This window comes from Chelativorans multitrophicus (genome assembly GCF_011317445.1).
Taxonomy (GTDB): Bacteria; Pseudomonadota; Alphaproteobacteria; order Rhizobiales; family Rhizobiaceae; genus Chelativorans; species Chelativorans multitrophicus.
On record NZ_JAAAPL010000002.1, the window covers coordinates 391,641 to 409,469 of the forward strand.

The window sequence follows — 17,829 nt, forward strand, 5'->3', positions numbered from 1 at the left end:
GCATCGGGAGCGCGGTTGCGCTTCCACGAAGTGATGAGACTATATCACTTTGATGCCGTCGACGGGGTGAAGATTAGGATTAATCCTAGTCGCTTAAGCCTTGAGCCGATATCCCGTCCTGAAAATCCACCACACCAGCGCGATGCAGATCGTCAGGAAAACGCAGATCATCGCGATGCTGACGCCGACGCTCACATCGGCGGTCTCGAAGAAGCTCCAGCGGAAGCCGCTGATGAGGTAGAGCACGGGGTTGAAAAGCGTCACATCGCGCCAGAAGGGCGGCAGCATGTCGATGGAATAGAAGGATCCGCCGAGGAAAACGAGAGGCGTCACGATGAGCAGCGGGATAAGCTGCAGCTTCTCGAAGTTATCCGCCCAAATACCGATGATGAAACCGAAAAGGCTGAAGGTGACGGCGGTCAGAACCAGGAAGAGCGCCATCCAGAAGGGGTGTTGGATCTCGAGTGGCACGAAAATATGCGCCGTCGCCAGAATGATGATGCCGAGGATCAAGGATTTGCTTGCGGCGGCTCCCACATAGCCGATCACGATCTCGACGAAGGAAACAGGCGCGGAAAGCACCTCATAGATGGTGCCGACGAATTTTGGGAAATAGATGCCAAAGGAAGCGTTGGCGATCGAGTTCTGAAGCAGCGTCAGCATCATCAGGCCGGGAACGATGAAGGCGCCATATTGGACGCCGTCCACCTCCTCGATGCGGCCGCCGATTGCCGCCCCGAAAACCACGAAATAGAGGGATGTTGAAAGAACGGGCGAGACCACGCTTTGGAGGAGCGTGCGCCGCATGCGCGCCATCTCGAAGAGATAGATGGCCTTGATCGCTTCGAAATTCACCGCGCTTCCTCCACAAGACTTACGAAAATATCCTCGAGCGAACTCTGCTGCGTATCGAGGTCTTTGACGGATATGCCGGCGCGGTTGAGGTCGGCGAGGAGAGAGCCGATCCCGGTGCGCCCGGCCTGTGTGTCGTAACGGTAGATGAGGCGGCGTCCGTCATCCTCTACCTCCAGGTCGTAGCCCGATAGGGTTTCGGGCAACGGGCCGATGCCGTTGCTCAGTTCAAGGGTGAGCTGCTTCTTGCCCAGCTTGCGCATGAGCTCCGTCTTCTCGTCGACCACGATCAGCCGGCCCTTGTTGATGACGGCTACCCTGTCGGCGATTTCCTCGGCTTCCTCGATGTAATGGGTCGTCAGGATGATGGTCACGCCGCTGGCGCGCAGCCGGCGCACGAGTTGCCACATGTCCTTGCGCAGCTCCACGTCGACGCCCGCGGTGGGCTCGTCCAGGAATAGGATGTTGGGCTCATGCGCGAGCGCCTTGGCGATCATGACGCGCCGCTTCATGCCGCCGGAAAGCTGCAGGATCTTGTTGTCCTTCTTCTCCCACAAGGACAACTCCTTCAGGATCCGCTCGCAGAGTGCGCGATCGGGCTTCTTGCCGAAGAGCCCGCGGCTGTAATTCACGGTATCCCAGACAGTCTCGAATGTCTCGACATGCAATTCCTGCGGTACAAGACCGATGAGCTTGCGGGCCGCACGATAGTCCTTGATGATGTCGTGCCCCTTGACCGTAACCGTGCCGCCGCTCGGATTGATGATGCCGCAGATGAGGGAGATCAGCGTGGTCTTTCCGGCGCCGTTCGGCCCGAGGAGCGCCAGGATCTCGCCGTCGCGGATATCGAGATCCACGCCGTGGAGGGCCGTGAAGCCCGAATCATAGACCTTCGAAAGATTGGAAATGGAAATGGCGTGCTGCATGAGACCTTCGCAGTAGAGATGGGAAAAAGGCACAGGTTCACGCTATGGGAGGGTGCGCTGTCCGCGCGGCCCCGCCAAAACGCGCCACATATACGCAACTTGCCTGCCACTTGCCATAGAAAGCAAAAAACAGACTGACATTTACTGACGGGATCAACATCGGCCGCATAAGAGACTGCTTGAGTGAAGGTGCTAGGGCCTCCGTTCCGCTTCCTTGTTCACGGCGAAAGCCGGAACAAAGCGCGAGGGCCGATGTTCGGTGGCGCCATGTCCATCGGATCCTGGAATAGCCCTGTCAGTGTCCATGCGGGACGGCATGGAAGCACCCGTTGCCTGGTGGGCGACACGATGCGCGCTGCCGAAATCCTGACTTCACATTGGCCCTCCCATGCATTCCGCGGGCCGAAATACACAGCAGCTTGCAGGGCGTGCCGGGATGTGCTGGTAGGCGATGCAGCGCCTGAAATAGCGCGGCAGGCCTTTATCGAAGCGGCCGAGGAGGCCGACATTCTGGCGCGCTGAAATCGCTGGCTCAAACCAATCCTTCCCAAGCGCCGCTTCCGGCCGGCGGGCGGCCGCGAAAGCTCCAAACCGAAGAGAAATTCGGCCGGTCTCCTTGATATAAGGGGGAGGGGCGACTATCTGTGGTAAATCGATCTTGCTGACCAAGCTTGTTATCGCGCAAACCAACGCGTTCAACGATCTTCCTCTCAACATCGATTTATGAGCCGGCCGCATCGCGCGGCGCGGAAAACGATTTGAAAGGAAAATCGCCATGACCACCGGAACCGTCAAGTGGTTCAACGCCACCAAGGGATTTGGTTTTATTCAGCCGGACAGCGGGCAGCCTGATGTGTTCGTACACATTTCGGCCGTCGAGCAGGCGGGGATGCGCAGCCTTGTTGAAGGGCAGAAGATCGACTTCGAAGTCGTGCGTGATCCGAAGTCGGGCAAGTCGGCCGCAGCGAACCTGCAGGCGGTCTAACTTGGTCTCCGGCCTTTGACCACGGATGTACTGGCATTGGCCGTCGAGGCGCAAGGAAAGGCCGGGTTCTTCCCGGCCTTTTTAGTTTTCAGCACGGAGCAAGCAAATGGTCACAAAGGATAATCTTTTTAGGAAGAAGGGCACGAGCGCGGAGAACAAGGCCGCCACGACCGACAGAGCCTTTCGAGATATTGTCGAGGCTGAAGCTCGCAGCAGGGATGCCAAGACCGCGCGGCTTCGGCAGGCCCGGCTCGAAAAGGAAGCGCAGGAGCCGGTCGTGCCGGAAAAGCCGAAGAAGAGCCGAAAATCCAAGGCCAGCTGATCCCTTCCTTTTGAGGTTCTGGCGTGGGTCTCCGAGCCAAGCTCGGGGATGACGAGGAGGAGAGGGTTTCGGCAAAACTTCAATGCTGCCGATACCGCATATACCGCATGCAATCCGTCATGCTCGGGTTTGCCCCGTGCATCCGTGCCTGGATGTGAAAATCAGCGCAGGCTATCCGAAAGGATATCGCGGGGGCTAGGGAGCAATTCCCCCCTCTCTAGCGATTTCTAACACTTGGCTTTGCCAAGATGTCGAAATCGCTTTCTCCCCCACAAGGGGGGAGTTAGAGCGCGTCGAGCCATTACCTAACGAAATAATCGATGTTGGCGATTGGCGGCAAGGCTGATGCCAGCCTCATCTCTCCCCCGGTGGGAGAGAAAGCAAGTTGTTGGGTTTGGCAAAAAGCCAAGCCTTAGAATCTGCAAGTGAGGGTATACCGGAACTGGGGTATCGGCCCCAGCCTGAGGATGACGAGGAGGAGAGGGGGGCTGGCAACTGGCTTCACTAAGCTAAATTGCCTGCTTCCCCAATTGTTCGGCAGCATCGTCTCCGCTAATCTCACAATTGCGATTAGCAGAGACGATATTGCAATGTATCTCTCCCCCAAGAAGGGAGCGGCGCCTCCCGCGCGCTCTGCGCGTCAGACGCCGATTGCTTGCTTCACGCGCTCGCGCGTGAAGGGCAGATCGTAAAGCCGCACGCCGGTAAGCTGGCGAAGCGCATTGCCGATCGCCGCCGGTGTCGGGCCCTGCGCAGCTTCGCCAGTGCCGAGGAAAGGTTGTCCCGGCGAATTGACGACGTGCACCTCCACGCTGTCCGGTGCGCTCGGAAAGCGCAGGATCGGGTAGCTCGACCAGTCCGTGCTGGTGACGCGCGTGTCGTCGAAGGTCACCTGCTCGTAAAGTGTCCAGCTTGTCGCCTGGATGATGCCGCCCTCCGTCTGGTTGCGGATGCCGTCGGGGTTTACCGCCTCGCCGCTGTCGATCGCGGAGACCGCCCGCACCACGCGCGTCCGGCCGGTTTCACGCTCCAGCTCAAGCTCAACGGCGACGGCAAGATAGGCTGCCAAGTTCTTGTAACGCGCGAAAGCGAAGCCGCGCCCCCGATCACCCTTCGGCGCGCCGGAAGACCAGCCGAATTCCTCCGCGGCCTTCTCCACCACAGCGCGGGCCCGCTCGTCTTCCAGGTGGCGCAGCCGGAACTCCACCGGGTCCATATCCGCGAGGAGTGCGAGTTCGTCCATCGCGCTCTCTATCGCGAACACGTTTGCATAGGCGCCCAGGGCGCGCAGTGCCGAAACCCTGAGGGGCATTTCCGGCACGAAATGCCAGAGAACCCGGCGGTTCGGGAAGGCATAGAGCGGATTTGCATTGCGATCGCCATTGCCCGACTGGCTAATGTTGAACCGTGGCGCCGGGACCGAGAAGGCCTGCGCCCGGTGGCGCGCTGGAAGCAGATTGCCGGCACCGCCGGGGCGACTGGAGTGGACATTGCTCCACAGATCGTAATTCCAGCCGGTGATCCGCCCGTCCTCGCCGACGCCGGCGCGGATCTTCATCAGCATCGCCGGACCGAACGGCTCCCAGGCATGTTCGTCTTCACGCATCCACTGCACCCGGATCGGCCGTCCAGGCACCTCGGAGGCGATCAAGGCTGCATCCGCGGCCGCATCGTCGGCGCCGTTATGGCCATAGCAGCCAGCGCCTTCCATGTGGATGACGCGCACATTGGCGAGATCCATGCCGAGCATTTCGGCGATCGCTTCCTGATCGGGATAGACGCCCTGGGTGTGCGACCAGACCGTAAGCCGTCCGTCGACCATGCGCGCGACGGCGCAGGAAGGCCCGATTGAGCCATGGATCTGGTAGGGGCGCCGGAATGTCGCCTCGAAGATCTTGCCGGAGACCTCCGGCGAACCCTCCTCGGCCACCGTCCCGATATCGCCCTTGGTGGCCTCCAGGAACGCCTGCAGGTTGTTCTGGTCTGGCAGAACGGCCTGTTCCGACCAGCGCGCCGCCTGCTGGAGGGCGCGCATGGCGTTGACGGCCTCGAACTCACGCTCGGCGACCACGGCGAGAAAACTTCCGTCGCGCACGATCGAGATCACGCCGGGCATCTGTTCGACCGAGGCGGTGTCGACATCCTGCAGCTGCGCGGCAGGGCTCGGCGGCCGGACCACGCGTGCATGCAGCATACCCTCCAGGCGCAGATCCTGGACATAGGCGACGCCGCCGGTGACCTTCGCAGGAATATCAACGCGCGGAATGGACTGGCCGATCACGCGAAGTGCATCCGGACTCTTGAGAAGAGATTCCGGTTGCGCTTCAACGGCGAGCAGCTGGCTGGAAACCAGTTCGCCGTAGCCGATCGTCCGGTCGTCCTGAGCGACGATTGTCTTGGCCTCGGCCCTGAGCGTTTCAGGCGGCACGTTCCAGCGGCGCGCAGCCTCGGCGATCAGGATCTCGCGAACCTGGGCCGCGGCGTTGCGGATCGCCGTGCCGGAGTTCTGCATCGATTGGCTTCCGGCGGTGAAACCCTCGTCCGGCGTGCGGCCGGTATCGGCGGTGACAAGGTTGATCTCGCCGGGCTCGACCTCCAGTTCTTCCGCAGCCACTTGCCGGAGCGCCGTTTTGATGCCCTGGCCGAGCTCGATCTTGCCGGTGAACACCGTGATATCGCCATTGGCGTCAATGCGGATCCAGGCATCGAGCCGCCGCGCATCATCGAGGCTGCCGGGCAATTTCGGGGGCTCGGGCGCGGCCGCGGGCTGCTGCTGCGCCAGCACATGCGGGGCAAGCGCGAAGCTGACGACGAGTGCGCCGGTGCCGGTCAGGACGCTGCGGCGGGTGAGCCCTTTGCGGGTGAAGCCGTCTTTTGGAACAATGGTCATTATCCGGCCCTCCTCTCGCTCGGGGCAGCCGCTTGCTGCATCAACTCGCCCGCACGGCGGATCGCCGCCATGATGCGCATATGCGTGCCGCAGCGGCACAGATTGGTCATGAGCGCGTCGCGGATTTCCCGGTCGCTGGGCTGCTGGTTTCTGGTCAGCAGCGCATGAGCGCTCATCATCATGCCGGGAATGCAATAGCCGCATTGGGCGGCCTGCATCTCGATGAAGGCGGTTTGCAGCGGACCGGGCTCCTCGATCGTGCCCAGCCCTTCCACCGTGGTGATCTCCCGGCCTTCCATCAGCGAGACAGGGGTGACGCAGGACAGGACCGCTGCGCCATCGACCACCACCGTGCAGGAACCGCACTGGCCGAGGCCGCAGCCGAACTTGGCGCCGTTCAGCTCAAGATCGTTTCGCAGCACATAAAGAAGCGGCGTCGCGGGATCGACATCGACCTCGTGCGTTTCGCCATTGACGTTCAGGGATATCGCCATGACCTACTCCTCCGCGCCATCGCTGGCGCCTACGTTTTCCGGCCCTCTTTCGATGCCGTCTGCCGGCAGGATAACCACTTTGTACTCGCCCGAGCGCGTACGGGCGACCAAATCGACGAGATTCTCCCACGCCGGCGCATCGGAATATTGCTCACGCATATGAGCGAGCAGGTCGGCCACGTCCTGATCGCTGAGCACATTCGCGAAAGCAGGCATCACCGCGCTCGCCTGTCCATCGGACGGCGGCAGGCCGAAGAGCACCACATTCACGATATTCTGCGGGTTGGGCGCATTTACGGCGGTGCTGAGAGAAAAGCGTAGACCGCCAAAAGGCTGGGGCTTGCTGCCATTATGGCAACCCGCGCAGGCGCTGGCGTAGATGAGGGCGCCTCGGTCCTGCGGATTGCCGGCTCCAGCCTGCGTGTCGACCGCCGGCGCAGCCTGCACCTCGCCCGGCCCTTCGGCAGCCTGCGCCATCAATTCCTCGGCGCGGGCGCGGCGTGCCTCATCCGGCTCGCCCATCACCGAGGCGACATAGGTCGCAATGGCAACGATGTCGCTGTCCGGAAGAAGGCCGAGATTGCCGGTGACCTCGGCCATCGGGCCGCGGGAGACGCCATGCCACTGATGCCAGCCATTGCGCAGGTAGAAGGCCAGGCTGTCCGTGTCCCACGGGATAGGCGCGGGCGAGTTTGCGTTTATGGCATAGGCCTGCCAGCCTTCCGCCTCGCCGCCGCCGAAATGACGGTCCGATTCGACGGCGCCGAACCGGTTGCGCGGTGTGTGGCAGGCCCCGCAATGGCCAAGACCCTCGGCCAGGTAGGCGCCGCGGTTCCACTCCTCGCTTTGTGCCGTATCGGGCTGGAACGGTCCCTTATCCAGGAAGAGCAGCTTCCAGCCGGCAAGGATCGGCCGCAGGTTGTAGGGGAAGGGCAGATCGTTTTCGGGCGGTGTGGAGCGCACCGGCTCGCGCGTCATGAGAAAGGCATAGAGCGCCCTGTTGTCCTCGTCCGTCACCCGTGTGTAGTGATCGTAGGGAAAGGCGGGGTAGAGATGGCGGCCCTCCCGGTCCACCCCTTCGCGCATGGCGCGCTGGAAGGCTTCCTCGCTCCAGTTGCCAATGCCCGTCTCAGGATCCGGGGTTATGTTCGTCGAGTGGATCGTGCCGAAGGGCGTGGGAAGCGCCAGGCCGCCGGCAAAAGCAGGCTGGCCAGGCACCGTGTGGCAGGCGATGCAGTTGCCGACGGCTGCAAGCCGGGCTCCCTGCTGGACGAGATCCTCGCTGAAGGAGGACGGATCGGCGGCCGCGACCGGCTTGATCTCGCTGCGCCATGCAAGCGCAAAAAATCCCACTGCCACGATGAGGATCAGTATCAGAACCGCCGCCAGGATACGTGTAAAACGCATCGATCGGTCTCCTCGCCCGTCTGCACCACTGCGAAAGTCAGCCGGGAGGCCGGCCACTTCGCTATATATGCCGCATCCCGGCTAGGTCGTCAGACGCCGGGATCGGAGGGCCTCGGCTAGCTTACTCGCCAGCTGCTTCTGGCCAAAAGGCTTCGACAGGCGTGGGAACTGGGCCCTCGTTGCGTGAGAAAGCTCCGCGTAACCCGTCGCAATGATGACCGGAAGATCCGGCCAGCTCACCTTGATTGCGCCCGCCAGTTCATCACCCCGCATACCAGGCATCGCCTGGTCGGTTATAACGACATCGATATTGTTATCCTGCCGCAGCGCGTTCAGCGCTTCCTCCGCGTCAGAGGCTTCGATCACTGTATGCCCGAGATCTTCCAGCATTGCCGCTGTGTTGAGAAGTACCAGAGGATCATCATCCACAACCATGACCACCGCGGGCCGGGGGAATTCCGATGAGGGAGTATCGCGCGGCTCCTCACGCATTTGGGCCAGCTCTTCGGCATCGATTGCTGGCAACCACATCTCCGCTGTCGTGCCTTCTCCCTTTACGCTTTTCAGGGACAGCCGTCCGCCCGATTGCTCCGCCAGCCCCTGCACCATCGACAGCCCAAGGCCAGTACCCTTGCCAATGCCCTTGGTGGTGAAAAAGGGGTCCGTTGCGCGAGCAAGCGTCTCCTCATCCATGCCTTCTCCTCGGTCTTCAACCGAAAGGCAAACATAGCGGCCGGGCGCAAGCCTGGCGCCCGGGCCGCCCGAGATCGTCTCCTCGCGCGCGGATATGATCAGAGGGCCGCCGGAGGGCATTGCATCCCGTGCGTTGATCGCCAGATTGAGGAGCGCCGATTCAAACTGGTTGGCATCGGTATGAACCTTGGGAAGCGTCGGTGGAAACCGCGTCTCGATCCTGATCAGCGGTCCGAGCGTGCGCTGCAGAAGATCACTGATGCCGTGAACCAGTTCAGGAAGATCGACCGCGGTGCGCTTCAGTTCCTGACGCCGGGCGAAAGAAAGCATACGCTGGGTCAGCGATGCGCCGCGCTGAGCTGCCTGAACCGCGTTGTCGACAAGCGAGCGGATTCTTTCGTCATTGTCGGGCAGCTTGCGGCGAAGGAGGTCCAAGCTGCTCAGAATGACCATGAGCAGATTGTTGAAGTCGTGCGCCACGCCGCCGGTGAGCTGGCCGATCGCCTCGAGCTTCTGTGCCTGGAACAATGCTTCGCGGGCCTCATCCAGAGCGCGCTGGGCTTCCTTCTTCTCCGTAATATCGCGCGTGACCTTGGCAAAGCCGATGAGTTCACCCCGTTCGTCGCGGATCGCATCGATAACCACGCTCGCCCAGAACCGCGAACCGTCCTTGCGGACCCGCCAACCCTCCTTCTCGAAATGTCCTTCCTTGGCGGCGGTCTTCAACCCCCGTTGCGGCTCTCCTCGTTCCCGCTCGTCCTCCATATAGAAGCGCGAGAAATGCTGGCCGATAATCTCGCTGGCGTCGTATCCTTTGATACGCTTGGCGCCTGCGTTCCAACTGATGATGCGGCCGTTGGGGTCGAGCATGAAGATGGCATAGTCGGTCACGCCTTGGACCAGAATGCGAAACTGCTCCTCGCTCTGCTTGAGTGCTGTCTCCGCCGCTTTTCGCTCGGTCAGGTCACGGGTGATCTTGGCAAAGCCGATCAGCCTCCCGGCGGGGTCGCGGATGGGATCGATGACCGCATGCGTCCAGAAACGCGAGCCGTCCTTGCGAAGGCGCCATCCCTCCGCCTCGTAACGGCCTTCAGAAGCCGCAACGGCAAGGGCCTTTTGAGGGAGTCCCGCCTCTCGATCCTCCGGAGTATAAAATTGTGAGAAGTGCTGTCCGATGATTTCGGACGCCTCATACCCTTTGAAGCGCTGCGCGCCGGGATTCCAACTCACCACATAGCCGTCGATATCGAGCATGTAGACGGCGTAATCGGTGATCGCCTCCACCAGAAGGCGATATCGATCTTCCGCCGACCCCGAAAGAAGCTCCCGGTTTGCACGCAGCATTATTTCCCGCCCATGGCATTGCGGTCCCACGATTCAACAGTGGGGAACGCAGGAAAACACGAAAAGGTTGCCCCTCGCTTATCGTAAAATGCAGAAAAAGTGCATTCCGAAAGCAGCATATTCGTTCCCAGTTCCGTGGCCGCAACCGAATCTGCCGGCAATGGGAGGATCAGAAGCGGTGATTTTCCTTCTTTTCGCGCCGCCGGCGATGCCACCACACCTCTAGCCGGCGCCGTAGCCGCCTCACGGCCGGAATGTCGTAGGAGAGCACGAACAGGCCGAGCGGCACCATCCAAAATCCCAGGATCGGGAGAAAGCCGAATAGCCCGAGCAGGACCAGCAACATGCCGATCGCGATTCGCGAAGCGCGGGCTTGAGGCATCGGGATGCGGCGGCCGGCAAAAGATATGTGATGTTTTCTTCCCTGCTCGGTATTCATCCCCATGTCCGGTCCGTCGCCTTTGCGCATATTTTTCTCATCGTCTTTTTCTTTGCCGCGCCCCCGGCTGTTGCTCCTTGCAACGGCCCCAGCGCGTATCCCATATGTAGTGCGAACACGGAAAAGGTGAGGCTTATTTCCGGCTTTGCGAAAAAATTACAGAAACCAGCTTTGCAAAGCTGGAATCTGTTTGCTATAGGCTCGCCACACGTCAGAGCGAGGCATTCCCCGGTAGCTCAGCGGTAGAGCAACCGGCTGTTAACCGGTTGGTCGCTGGTTCGAATCCGGCCCGGGGAGCCACTTTATTTCCTTTTGGTTTGCTCGCAATTCCCTCAAAGCTTTGATTTTCCTACACAATACGCAGAAAAGGCGTCGCGGGGCGTTTTTGTGCGCCGATTTTTGCTAATCATTTCGCTAAACAATTTGCCATACATCGCCGGCTTGTGTAGGTTGACGAAAACAAAGTACCTCGCCAGGGCATTTAGAAGTGAAGCTAGTTCGTCGCCATCGCACGTTCCATATCGTCCGCCGCGTGCCGAAGCGCTATCAGCCGGTAGAGCCGCGCAAGCAGGTTTGGATTTCCCTTCACACCGACTCTGAGACCGTCGCCCAGCAGAAAGCGCCATCCGCATGGCAACTCATGCTCGACGGCTGGGAGGCCCGCCTTGCCGGCGCGACCGACGATGCGGAACGCCAGTTTGAGGCGGCGCGGGAATTAGCTGCCGTTCGCGGCTACCGCTATCTATCCGCTGATAAGGTCGCCAAGCTGCCGCGCGAGGAACTGCTTGAACGCGTCGAAGCCGTCACCAAGCTTTCCGGCGATGCCGCACAGATCGAAGCCCGGGCCGTGTTAGGAGGCGCGCGCGAACCGGGTATCAAGATCAGTCGCGCCCTCGAACTCTATTGGACGTTCGCCAAGCAGGACACATTCGGCAAGTCCGAAGACCAGCTTCGCCGATGGGAGCACCCCCGCAAGCGGGCCATTGCGAACCTGATAGAGATCATCGGCGACAAAGAGCTTGCCGACATCACCCCCGACGACATGCTTGATTTCCGCCAACACTGGCTAGACCGTATCGCTGCCGGGGACGCGAAGCCCGACACGGGCAACAAAGACCTACAGCACATCGGCAATATCCTGCGGACAGTCGTCAAAATGAAACGGCTAGGGCTTGTCCTTCCGCTCGATGGCCTCAGCTTCCGGGCGGACAAAGAACGCACCCGTCCGCCCTTCTCCGTCGATTGGATAAAGACCAAACTCCTCGCCCCCGGCGCGCTCGACGGGCTCAATACGGAAGCCCGTTGCATCCTGCTAGGCATGGTCAATACCGGCTACCGCCCGGGCGAGGCGGCAGGGCTCTTGCCGGAGCATATCCGCCTTGACGCGGACGTTCCGCATATCAGTATTGAACCGGTCGGGCGGCAGCTAAAGAACAAGGTTTCGGAACGCGTCATACCCCTTGTCGGCGTGTCGCTGGAAGCTTTCAAGCAATGCTCGAACGGCTTTCCGACCTACCGGTTCAAGGACAAGATCAGCGATACCGTGAACAAGTTCCTTCGGAAGCATAAACTCCTCGAAACGCCGGAGCACTCGCTCTATTCGCTCCGGCACTCTTTCGAGGACCGAATGCTTGCGGCTGGGATTGATGAGCGCATCCGGCGCGACCTATTCGGGCACTCCCTTGGCCGGGAGCGCTACGGCGAAGGCGCTACGCTGGCGCACAAGCGCGACGTGCTTCAAGCCATCGCGATTTGAGCGATTGCCCGGGCGCGGGCGACAGGATCGCGCTTCGCCTCTTCGGCTGCTATCTCCGCTTCAAGGCGAGTGAAGATAGGCGCATATATAGAATCCTCGACCACAAGCCGCGCCACGGTCTCACGGGCGGCATAGAGCCGTTTCAGTGTCGAACCGTGATCGTCGGCTATGTGTGAGGAATGAAGCATTGATTTTATTAGCTAATTTCTTGCAACGCGTTGCAAGTTTCCGAGTTCGCGGGAAATTCAGCGATTGCCCCGCACCTTGTCCAGCAGCATGAGGAAAAACGCGCGGGCGAACACCGCTGGCCAGATAACCACAAGCAGAACCAGCGCGACCAGAGCAGCAAGATCAAGCTGCCGAAGGGCGGCTAGGGCATTCTGAGAATCTGCGTGCGGCGTTCCGTGCATCGATGCATTTCGAATTGCGCCGCCGATGAACATCCAAGCTCCAGCCGTCCAGAGCGCCGCCACCAGCGCAACCATTGTGAGCGTGCTCATTGAACTGTGTCTCCGTGGGCCGGCGAGATAAGCCGGTACGCATGACTTAGAGCCTCTTCGAAGCTCATCGGGTTTGTGGCGGCGCGGCGGATATCCTGCGCGATTTCAAGAAATTTTTCCCGGTGCGGTTCGTGGGGCGGTTTAATCGCCTTTGTTTCAGTGCAAGCTTTCATTTGAAGTCCCCGTTGTGTCGGCATTGCTCACGGGAACCAAATTACCGCGCCGACTTAATAGAGCGCAAGAGGGGATCAAAATATATGTAGGCAACAAAACTGTGTTCTACATGCGGCGGCAAAGTACGAAGTCTTAGTCAACAGCATAGATCGAGACCCCAAGGGGAACATGTACTGTAAATCGCCTGTCCGCCGTGCTATGGGAAAAGTGCGCGGTTCGACCGCCTTGCGCGAGGTGGCGGACTTTTTAGGCGGGGGCGGCTCCACACTTTTTCCTTTGGTCGGGAGTGGGCCGCCCCCGCAGACCAAAGGAAATCCGAAATGGCGAACACGGCAGAAGTGTATTCTTTCCCCGGCAGAGGCGCGGGGAATAACGATTCAAGCAGTACAAAAAATCCGGCTAGGAAAAAGCCTAGAGAGTGGCGCAAGCACGGCCATTATGGGCCGGATAACAACGGATTGGATGACGCGTTGGCACAACTAGGTGCCGTAAGGCAGTTTTGCCGTGAATGGCTGGAACTTCCTGCCCGCGAAGTCAAGATGCTACTCTTCATCTTTGGCGAAACTGTATTGTGGGGAAAGCCGGAAAAACTATTTACCCATGAGTTCATCGAGAAGGGTTTTGACGGTCCAAAGGGGAACAGAGGAACGGGTATCGGCAGAACCCAATCTAAAGAGATACTGGCCTCCCTCGAAGCCAAGGGATTGATTGCTGTGAATCGCTCCGGACTTAAAAAGGGAATGATTATTCGCCCAAACATAGACTGGAACCCCCCGGCCGCGCCCGCCATCCCAGATGCACCCCCGGAGGGAGTACGGATACGTCAACGCCCCTCTGATCGAAGGTCTCTTGAGACGTCCACGCTAGAGCGAACCATGCGCAACGCATTAATGCGAGAATACACCAAGGTTCCCGCAGCGAACATGAGGCCGTGGACGGAACACCAACATTCTATGGTCGCGCAAGCAATTAGAGGACATTGGTCTGGCATGGGAGTCGAGCAATGCCACGCGTTCATTGATTGGCTAGTGGAGCGCTGGGCCGGCCTTGGTGAGTTTTATACCATGCCACAATACCCGGACATAGATTTCATCTGCATCCACGGCAGAGTGCTCCGTTTGGAGTTCGAAAATGCTCAAAAATGAAGGGTTCTGCTGGTCGGAAATCCGGCCACTCACCGGTCGGAAATCCGACCCCAATATAGAAGAAGGGTAGAAGAAGGGGATTTTAGAAAGAGATTTTAGTAGCTCCGGAACGCCCGCTTACGCGGTCGCCCGGCCTCGTCTTCCGGCTTTTCTTTTTCTGAGGCGAATGTCCGGCAGCGTCAGCGCTCGATTTCCCCGGCGAAAAAAAACCGACCCCGGTTCCGCCGGCCACCACCAATCTGAGTCGCCCTGAACAATGAAAATTGCACCCGGTTGCAAAATCGGTCGCAAGACAGAATAGGCAGGAATTTATCGTCTGTTTTAAAAGCAACTAGTTGACTAATAAAGTGTATCTTGCTATCGATTAAAGTATATTTTAGATCAATACCTTGACAAATCCGCCATTTTTGTGGGATTTATCTTTCCGGCTCGTTGTGGTTCGGGCTTAAGAGCGGTGCCGCGTTCCCTCGCCCTTTCTGGCGCGGCACCGATCCTTTCCACCCCGGAGAAAGATATTGTCCCGCTTCAGTTTTTTCCGCCGCGCCACACAGACAGCCGCCGACGCGGCGACGGAACAGCGTTCGCTTGCCGGCCCTGAAGATTGGTTGATTGAGTTATTCGCCGCTGCCCCGGCGTTGTCTGGCGTATCGGTCTCACCGCACACCGCCCTTCGCGTTCCCGCCGTCCGTGCTGCCGTCGAACTGATCGCGGGCACCACCGGCACCCTGCCGGTAAAGGTTTTCCAATCGGCTGACGGCACGAGCAAGGAAGTCGCACACGATCATCCGGCAGCGTCGATTGTCCATCGCGACGCCAATCCCTGGACATCGGCCGGAGCGCTTCGCTCACAACTCACCATGGATGCCATGTTGAACGGCGGCGGCTTTGCTTTTGCGAACCGTGACCGCGATGGCCGTGTTGTCGAACTTGTCCGGTTATCTCCGACCGCCGTCATGGTCGAAACAGACACCCTGACCGGCGAGCCGCGTTTCCGCGTCACGGAAGGCCGTGGGCAACACATCTACGGATTTCGAGACATTATCCATATTGCTCCGCTCGCATCGCTGGACGGCGTGAAGGGCGAAGCGCCTATCCGCTCTGCCCGTGAGGCCATCGGGCTTGCCGTCACGCTCGAAGCTCACGCGGCACGGCTCTTCGCCAATCAGGCCCGCCCCTCCGGTATTTTGAGTTTCGCCAAGAGCTTGACCGCAGACGCGGCGGCAAAGATGAAACAGTCTTGGCAGAGCATGACCGCCAACGGCGGAACCGCCGTGCTTGACGCAGACGCTACTTATACGGCGCTCACCCTCAAATCTACTGACAGTCAGTTCCTTGAGCTTCGCCAATTCCAGATTTTGGAGATCGCGCGAGCATTCAATGTGCCTCCTACGTTCCTGGCCGATTTCTCTCGCGCTACATGGTCGAACATCACGGAAGCCAACCGGCAGCTCGTGACGTTCTGTCTTATGCCTTGGTTCCGGGCATGGGAGGCCGCTTACCGCCGCGTCCTGCTTTCGGACGAAGATCGGCAGGCAGGCATTACCGTTGAGTTTGTCGTGGACGGCCTCTTGCAAGGCAACGCAACCGAGCGGGCCGAAGCCGTCGCCAAATGGCGGGCCGCTGGCGTTATGACCGCGAACGAAGCCCGCCGCCTCGAAAACCTTCCCGCCATGGATGGCGGCAACAAGCTGGAAAATCCCTATACTTCCACGGGCAAGGCCGAAAATTTGCAACCGGTTGCAAAAAAGGAAAAGGCCGATGCCTGACCTTCCGACGCATCGCCGGTTTTTCGGGGACCGGGAACACGATTTCCGGCTTACGCCCGAACTCATCATTGAGCTTGAACGCGTCACGAATACGGGCATCGGCGGCCTGTTCCGCCGTTTCTTACAGCGTGATTTTCGGCATTCCGAGCTTTTGGAAATGGTCCGCCTTGGCTTGATCGGTGGTGGAGCCGACCCGAAGGAAGCAGCCGCACTTATAGCCGCCTACGCCGTGCCGCTCCCCGTGATGGAGCTTTATGTGCTGGCACTCACCATCATCGAAACAGTCATGTTCGGGCACGCGCTGGATACTGCCGAGAAGAAGGAGGCGGAGAAATGACTACGAATTTTGCAACCGGTTGCACAGAAATCCGTAGTGCCCACCCCGGCGACACGCTGGACGTGGAAGTCCGCTTTTCGTCCGTTGGTGAAGGTGGTGAGATCGAAGGCACCGCCGTCCGCTTCAATGTCGTGGACAGCTACAGGACGCAGTTCGCGCCGGAAGCCTTTGCCAATGTGCGCGGGCCGATACCAATGTTGTGGTCGCATGACCCGGCGCAAGTGATCGGCTCTTGGTCTTCTCTTCAGGTGCGCGGCGAAGCCCTGACCGCCAAGGGCAAGCTTAACCTTGCCGTCGTCAAAGCGCAGGAAGTCCGGTCCCTCTTGCAGGCCAAGGACGTATCCGGCCTATCCATCGGCTTCCGCACCGTGAAGGACGAACGCCGCGCGAACGGCGTTCGCCGGATCACAGAAGCCCGTCTTCATGAGATTTCGATTGTCGCTTTTCCATCCGTTCCGGGGAGCGGCGTGACCTCCGTCCGAGAAACAGGCCGCGAGAGCGCAGCGGCCTTTGTTGCAACGTGCCGCAAGGCCGCGCTCGCTCTGAAAGGAAACTGACATGACCAAGCATATGAAAATCGAAACGCGTTCCGAACCGCTCGAAATCCGCAGCGATGAGAACACCGACCCCGTTGCAGCCGCGACGGCGGCGGTCGAGGAACTTCGCTCCGCGTCGGAACAATTCCGCACGTCGCAGGCCGAAGCCCTTCGCGCTGCAAACGACCGCATTGCCGCGCTCGAAACCCGCCTTTCCCGTCCGAACGTCCAGACCGAACAGCGCAACGAGCCAAGCATCGAACAGCGCGCCTTCAACAATTTCCTGCGCTTCGGCAATACCAATCTCAGCGCCGACGAACAGCGCGCCCTCACGGTCTCGACCGACGCGGCAGGCGGCTTCCTTGTGCCCGATAATTTCGTTGCCGAGATGCTGCGCAATGTCGTCCAGTTCTCGCCCGTGCGTCAGTATGCGCGCGTGATGAACGTGGCCGGCGCGAACGTCCGCATGCCGAAGCGCACCGGGACCATGACCGCCGCGTGGGTTGCTGAGACCGGTGACCGCGCCAGCACCCAACCGGCCTATGGCGAGGTGGAACTGACCCCGTTTGAAGCGGCATGCTACGTCGATATCAGCAATCAGTTGCTGGAAGACAGCGCGTTCAACCTCGAAAGCGAACTCGCATTCGACGCGGCGGAAGAGTTCGGCCGGCTGGAAAGCGTTGCATTCGTCGCCGGAGACGGCACGGGCAAGCCGAAGGGCATCCTCGCGGATACGGGCATCGCAACCGTAGTGTCAGGCAACGCCTCGACGCTGGGCACCGCACCAGCCGACAAGCTGATTGACTTGCTCTACAAGCTCGCACCGGCCTATCGCCGCAATGCAACGTGGGCGCTCAATTCCACGACGCTGGCATTGGTGCGCAAGCTGAAGGACAGCCAGGGTAATTTCTTGTGGCAACCGGGCATCGCCAACGGACAGCCAGAGACGATCCTTGGCCGTCCCGTCGCCGAGATGCCTGACATGCCGGACGTGACGGCGGACGCCCTGCCAATCCTGATCGGTGATTTCCAGCAGGGATACCGGATCGTGGACCGGGTTTCGCTCGCCGTCCTGCGCGACCCCTACACCATGGCGTCCAAGGGTCAGACCCGGTTCCACATGCGCCGTCGCGTCGGCGGCGGTGTAGTGAAGGCCGAAGCCTTCAAGGCGCTGAAAATCGCCGCCTCCTAATCGACAGCACGGGCGGCGGGGATAAACCCTGCCGCCTAACCCCTGAAACCCGATTGAACGCCGTGACGGCA

General features: G+C 60.1%; 18 protein-coding genes and 1 tRNA gene. 10 read left to right on the plus strand and 9 right to left on the minus strand.

Features of this window, described 5'->3' with window-relative positions; translation table 11 throughout:
• Positions 1-93 precede the first annotated feature (93 nt).
• Positions 94-855 (minus strand): ABC transporter permease, encoded by a 762-nt coding sequence (locus GNP00_RS12555; protein WP_011581247.1) that lies wholly within the window; start codon positions 853-855, stop codon positions 94-96.
• Positions 852-1,778 (minus strand): ABC transporter ATP-binding protein, encoded by a 927-nt coding sequence (locus GNP00_RS12560; RefSeq protein ID WP_041544700.1) that lies wholly within the window; start codon positions 1,776-1,778, stop codon positions 852-854. Before GNP00_RS12560 ends, GNP00_RS12555 begins: the two co-directional genes overlap by 4 nt.
• 267 nt (positions 1,779-2,045) lie before the next feature.
• Between GNP00_RS12560 and GNP00_RS12565 the strand changes: the two genes are divergently transcribed.
• The 3 genes from GNP00_RS12565 (at position 2,046) to GNP00_RS12575 (ending at position 3,085) form a co-directional block, all read left to right on the plus strand.
• On the plus strand, positions 2,046-2,300 hold the full coding sequence (locus GNP00_RS12565; protein ID WP_011581245.1) for a DUF982 domain-containing protein: 255 nt from the start codon (positions 2,046-2,048) through the stop codon (positions 2,298-2,300).
• Between the two features lie 253 nt (positions 2,301-2,553).
• The gene (locus tag GNP00_RS12570; RefSeq protein ID WP_011581244.1) at positions 2,554-2,763 is read left to right on the plus strand and encodes a cold-shock protein; all 210 of its coding nucleotides are present in this window, start codon (positions 2,554-2,556) and stop codon (positions 2,761-2,763) included.
• A gap of 106 nt (positions 2,764-2,869) precedes the next feature.
• Positions 2,870-3,085, plus strand: coding sequence for a hypothetical protein (locus tag GNP00_RS12575; RefSeq protein ID WP_041544699.1), 216 nt, complete (start codon positions 2,870-2,872; stop codon positions 3,083-3,085).
• 640 nt (positions 3,086-3,725) lie between these two features.
• Here the strand turns inward: GNP00_RS12575 and GNP00_RS12580 are convergent.
• The 5 genes from GNP00_RS12580 to GNP00_RS12600 form a co-directional block, all read right to left on the minus strand.
• Entirely contained in the window at positions 3,726-5,975 is a 2,250-nt protein-coding gene (locus GNP00_RS12580; protein ID WP_011581242.1) for a xanthine dehydrogenase family protein molybdopterin-binding subunit, read from the minus strand.
• Entirely contained in the window at positions 5,975-6,469 is a 495-nt protein-coding gene (locus GNP00_RS12585) for a (2Fe-2S)-binding protein (protein WP_011581241.1), read from the minus strand. Before GNP00_RS12585 ends, GNP00_RS12580 begins: the two co-directional genes overlap by 1 nt.
• A gap of 3 nt (positions 6,470-6,472) precedes the next feature.
• Positions 6,473-7,876 (minus strand): cytochrome c, encoded by a 1,404-nt coding sequence (locus GNP00_RS12590; RefSeq protein WP_011581240.1) that lies wholly within the window; start codon positions 7,874-7,876, stop codon positions 6,473-6,475.
• An 81-nt stretch (positions 7,877-7,957) separates the two neighbouring features.
• Positions 7,958-9,913 (minus strand): hybrid sensor histidine kinase/response regulator, encoded by a 1,956-nt coding sequence (locus GNP00_RS12595; protein ID WP_011581239.1) that lies wholly within the window; start codon positions 9,911-9,913, stop codon positions 7,958-7,960.
• A gap of 169 nt (positions 9,914-10,082) precedes the next feature.
• The gene (locus GNP00_RS12600) at positions 10,083-10,382 is read right to left on the minus strand and encodes a hypothetical protein (RefSeq protein WP_166016075.1); all 300 of its coding nucleotides are present in this window, start codon (positions 10,380-10,382) and stop codon (positions 10,083-10,085) included.
• A gap of 195 nt (positions 10,383-10,577) precedes the next feature.
• On the opposite strand from GNP00_RS12600, the gene GNP00_RS12605 reads away from it, so the two are divergent.
• Both GNP00_RS12605 and GNP00_RS23725 read left to right on the plus strand, forming a co-directional pair.
• Positions 10,578-10,652: transfer RNA gene (locus GNP00_RS12605), tRNA-Asn, on the plus strand.
• Positions 10,653-10,839: 187 nt separating this feature from the next.
• A complete protein-coding gene (locus tag GNP00_RS23725) occupies positions 10,840-12,108 on the plus strand; it encodes a tyrosine-type recombinase/integrase (RefSeq protein ID WP_011581237.1) in 1,269 nt (422 codons plus the stop codon).
• Here GNP00_RS23725 and GNP00_RS12615 read toward each other — a convergent pair.
• Complete coding sequence (locus GNP00_RS12615) at positions 12,090-12,296, minus strand: hypothetical protein (RefSeq protein ID WP_041544698.1); 207 nt, start codon at positions 12,294-12,296, stop codon at positions 12,090-12,092. The genes GNP00_RS23725 and GNP00_RS12615 overlap by 19 nt on opposite strands.
• A 57-nt stretch (positions 12,297-12,353) precedes the next feature.
• A complete protein-coding gene (locus tag GNP00_RS12620; protein WP_011581236.1) occupies positions 12,354-12,608 on the minus strand; it encodes a hypothetical protein in 255 nt (84 codons plus the stop codon).
• A 494-nt stretch (positions 12,609-13,102) separates the two neighbouring features.
• Here GNP00_RS12620 and GNP00_RS12625 point away from each other — a divergent pair, with 494 nt between their 5' ends.
• From GNP00_RS12625 to GNP00_RS12645, 5 genes are all read left to right on the plus strand, one after another.
• The gene (locus GNP00_RS12625) at positions 13,103-13,927 is read left to right on the plus strand and encodes a hypothetical protein (RefSeq protein ID WP_011581235.1); all 825 of its coding nucleotides are present in this window, start codon (positions 13,103-13,105) and stop codon (positions 13,925-13,927) included.
• A 515-nt stretch (positions 13,928-14,442) separates the two neighbouring features.
• Positions 14,443-15,693 (plus strand): phage portal protein, encoded by a 1,251-nt coding sequence (locus GNP00_RS12630; protein WP_011581233.1) that lies wholly within the window; start codon positions 14,443-14,445, stop codon positions 15,691-15,693.
• Positions 15,686-16,030: a gene transfer agent family protein gene (locus GNP00_RS12635; protein ID WP_011581232.1), complete on the plus strand. Its 345-nt coding sequence runs from the start codon at positions 15,686-15,688 to the stop codon at positions 16,028-16,030. The genes GNP00_RS12630 and GNP00_RS12635 overlap by 8 nt, the downstream gene beginning before the upstream one ends.
• The gene (locus tag GNP00_RS12640; protein WP_011581231.1) at positions 16,027-16,587 is read left to right on the plus strand and encodes an HK97 family phage prohead protease; all 561 of its coding nucleotides are present in this window, start codon (positions 16,027-16,029) and stop codon (positions 16,585-16,587) included. The genes GNP00_RS12635 and GNP00_RS12640 overlap by 4 nt, the downstream gene beginning before the upstream one ends.
• 1 nt (position 16,588) lies before the next feature.
• The gene (locus GNP00_RS12645; protein ID WP_011581230.1) at positions 16,589-17,758 is read left to right on the plus strand and encodes a phage major capsid protein; all 1,170 of its coding nucleotides are present in this window, start codon (positions 16,589-16,591) and stop codon (positions 17,756-17,758) included.
• Positions 17,759-17,829: the final 71 nt, after the last annotated feature.

Excerpts from the sequence above, each read along its gene's own strand:
- GNP00_RS12560 (WP_041544700.1), bottom strand. The coding sequence starts at position 1,778 with ATGCAGCACGCCATTTCCATTTCCAATCTTTCGAAGGTCTATGATTCG.
- GNP00_RS12565 (WP_011581245.1), top strand. The coding sequence starts at position 2,046 with ATGTCCATCGGATCCTGGAATAGCCCTGTCAGTGTCCATGCGGGACGG.
- GNP00_RS12570 (WP_011581244.1), top strand. The coding sequence starts at position 2,554 with ATGACCACCGGAACCGTCAAGTGGTTCAACGCCACCAAGGGATTTGGT.
- GNP00_RS12575 (WP_041544699.1), top strand. The coding sequence starts at position 2,870 with ATGGTCACAAAGGATAATCTTTTTAGGAAGAAGGGCACGAGCGCGGAG.
- GNP00_RS12580 (WP_011581242.1), bottom strand. The coding sequence starts at position 5,975 with ATGACCATTGTTCCAAAAGACGGCTTCACCCGCAAAGGGCTCACCCGC.
- GNP00_RS12585 (WP_011581241.1), bottom strand. The coding sequence starts at position 6,469 with ATGGCGATATCCCTGAACGTCAATGGCGAAACGCACGAGGTCGATGTC.
- GNP00_RS12590 (WP_011581240.1), bottom strand. The coding sequence starts at position 7,876 with ATGCGTTTTACACGTATCCTGGCGGCGGTTCTGATACTGATCCTCATC.
- GNP00_RS12595 (WP_011581239.1), bottom strand. The coding sequence starts at position 9,913 with ATGCTGCGTGCAAACCGGGAGCTTCTTTCGGGGTCGGCGGAAGATCGA.
- GNP00_RS12600 (WP_166016075.1), bottom strand. The coding sequence starts at position 10,382 with ATGCGCAAAGGCGACGGACCGGACATGGGGATGAATACCGAGCAGGGA.
- GNP00_RS12615 (WP_041544698.1), bottom strand. The coding sequence starts at position 12,296 with ATGCTTCATTCCTCACACATAGCCGACGATCACGGTTCGACACTGAAA.
- GNP00_RS12620 (WP_011581236.1), bottom strand. The coding sequence starts at position 12,608 with ATGAGCACGCTCACAATGGTTGCGCTGGTGGCGGCGCTCTGGACGGCT.
- GNP00_RS12625 (WP_011581235.1), top strand. The coding sequence starts at position 13,103 with ATGGCGAACACGGCAGAAGTGTATTCTTTCCCCGGCAGAGGCGCGGGG.
- GNP00_RS12635 (WP_011581232.1), top strand. The coding sequence starts at position 15,686 with ATGCCTGACCTTCCGACGCATCGCCGGTTTTTCGGGGACCGGGAACAC.
- GNP00_RS12640 (WP_011581231.1), top strand. The coding sequence starts at position 16,027 with ATGACTACGAATTTTGCAACCGGTTGCACAGAAATCCGTAGTGCCCAC.
- GNP00_RS12645 (WP_011581230.1), top strand. The coding sequence starts at position 16,589 with ATGACCAAGCATATGAAAATCGAAACGCGTTCCGAACCGCTCGAAATC.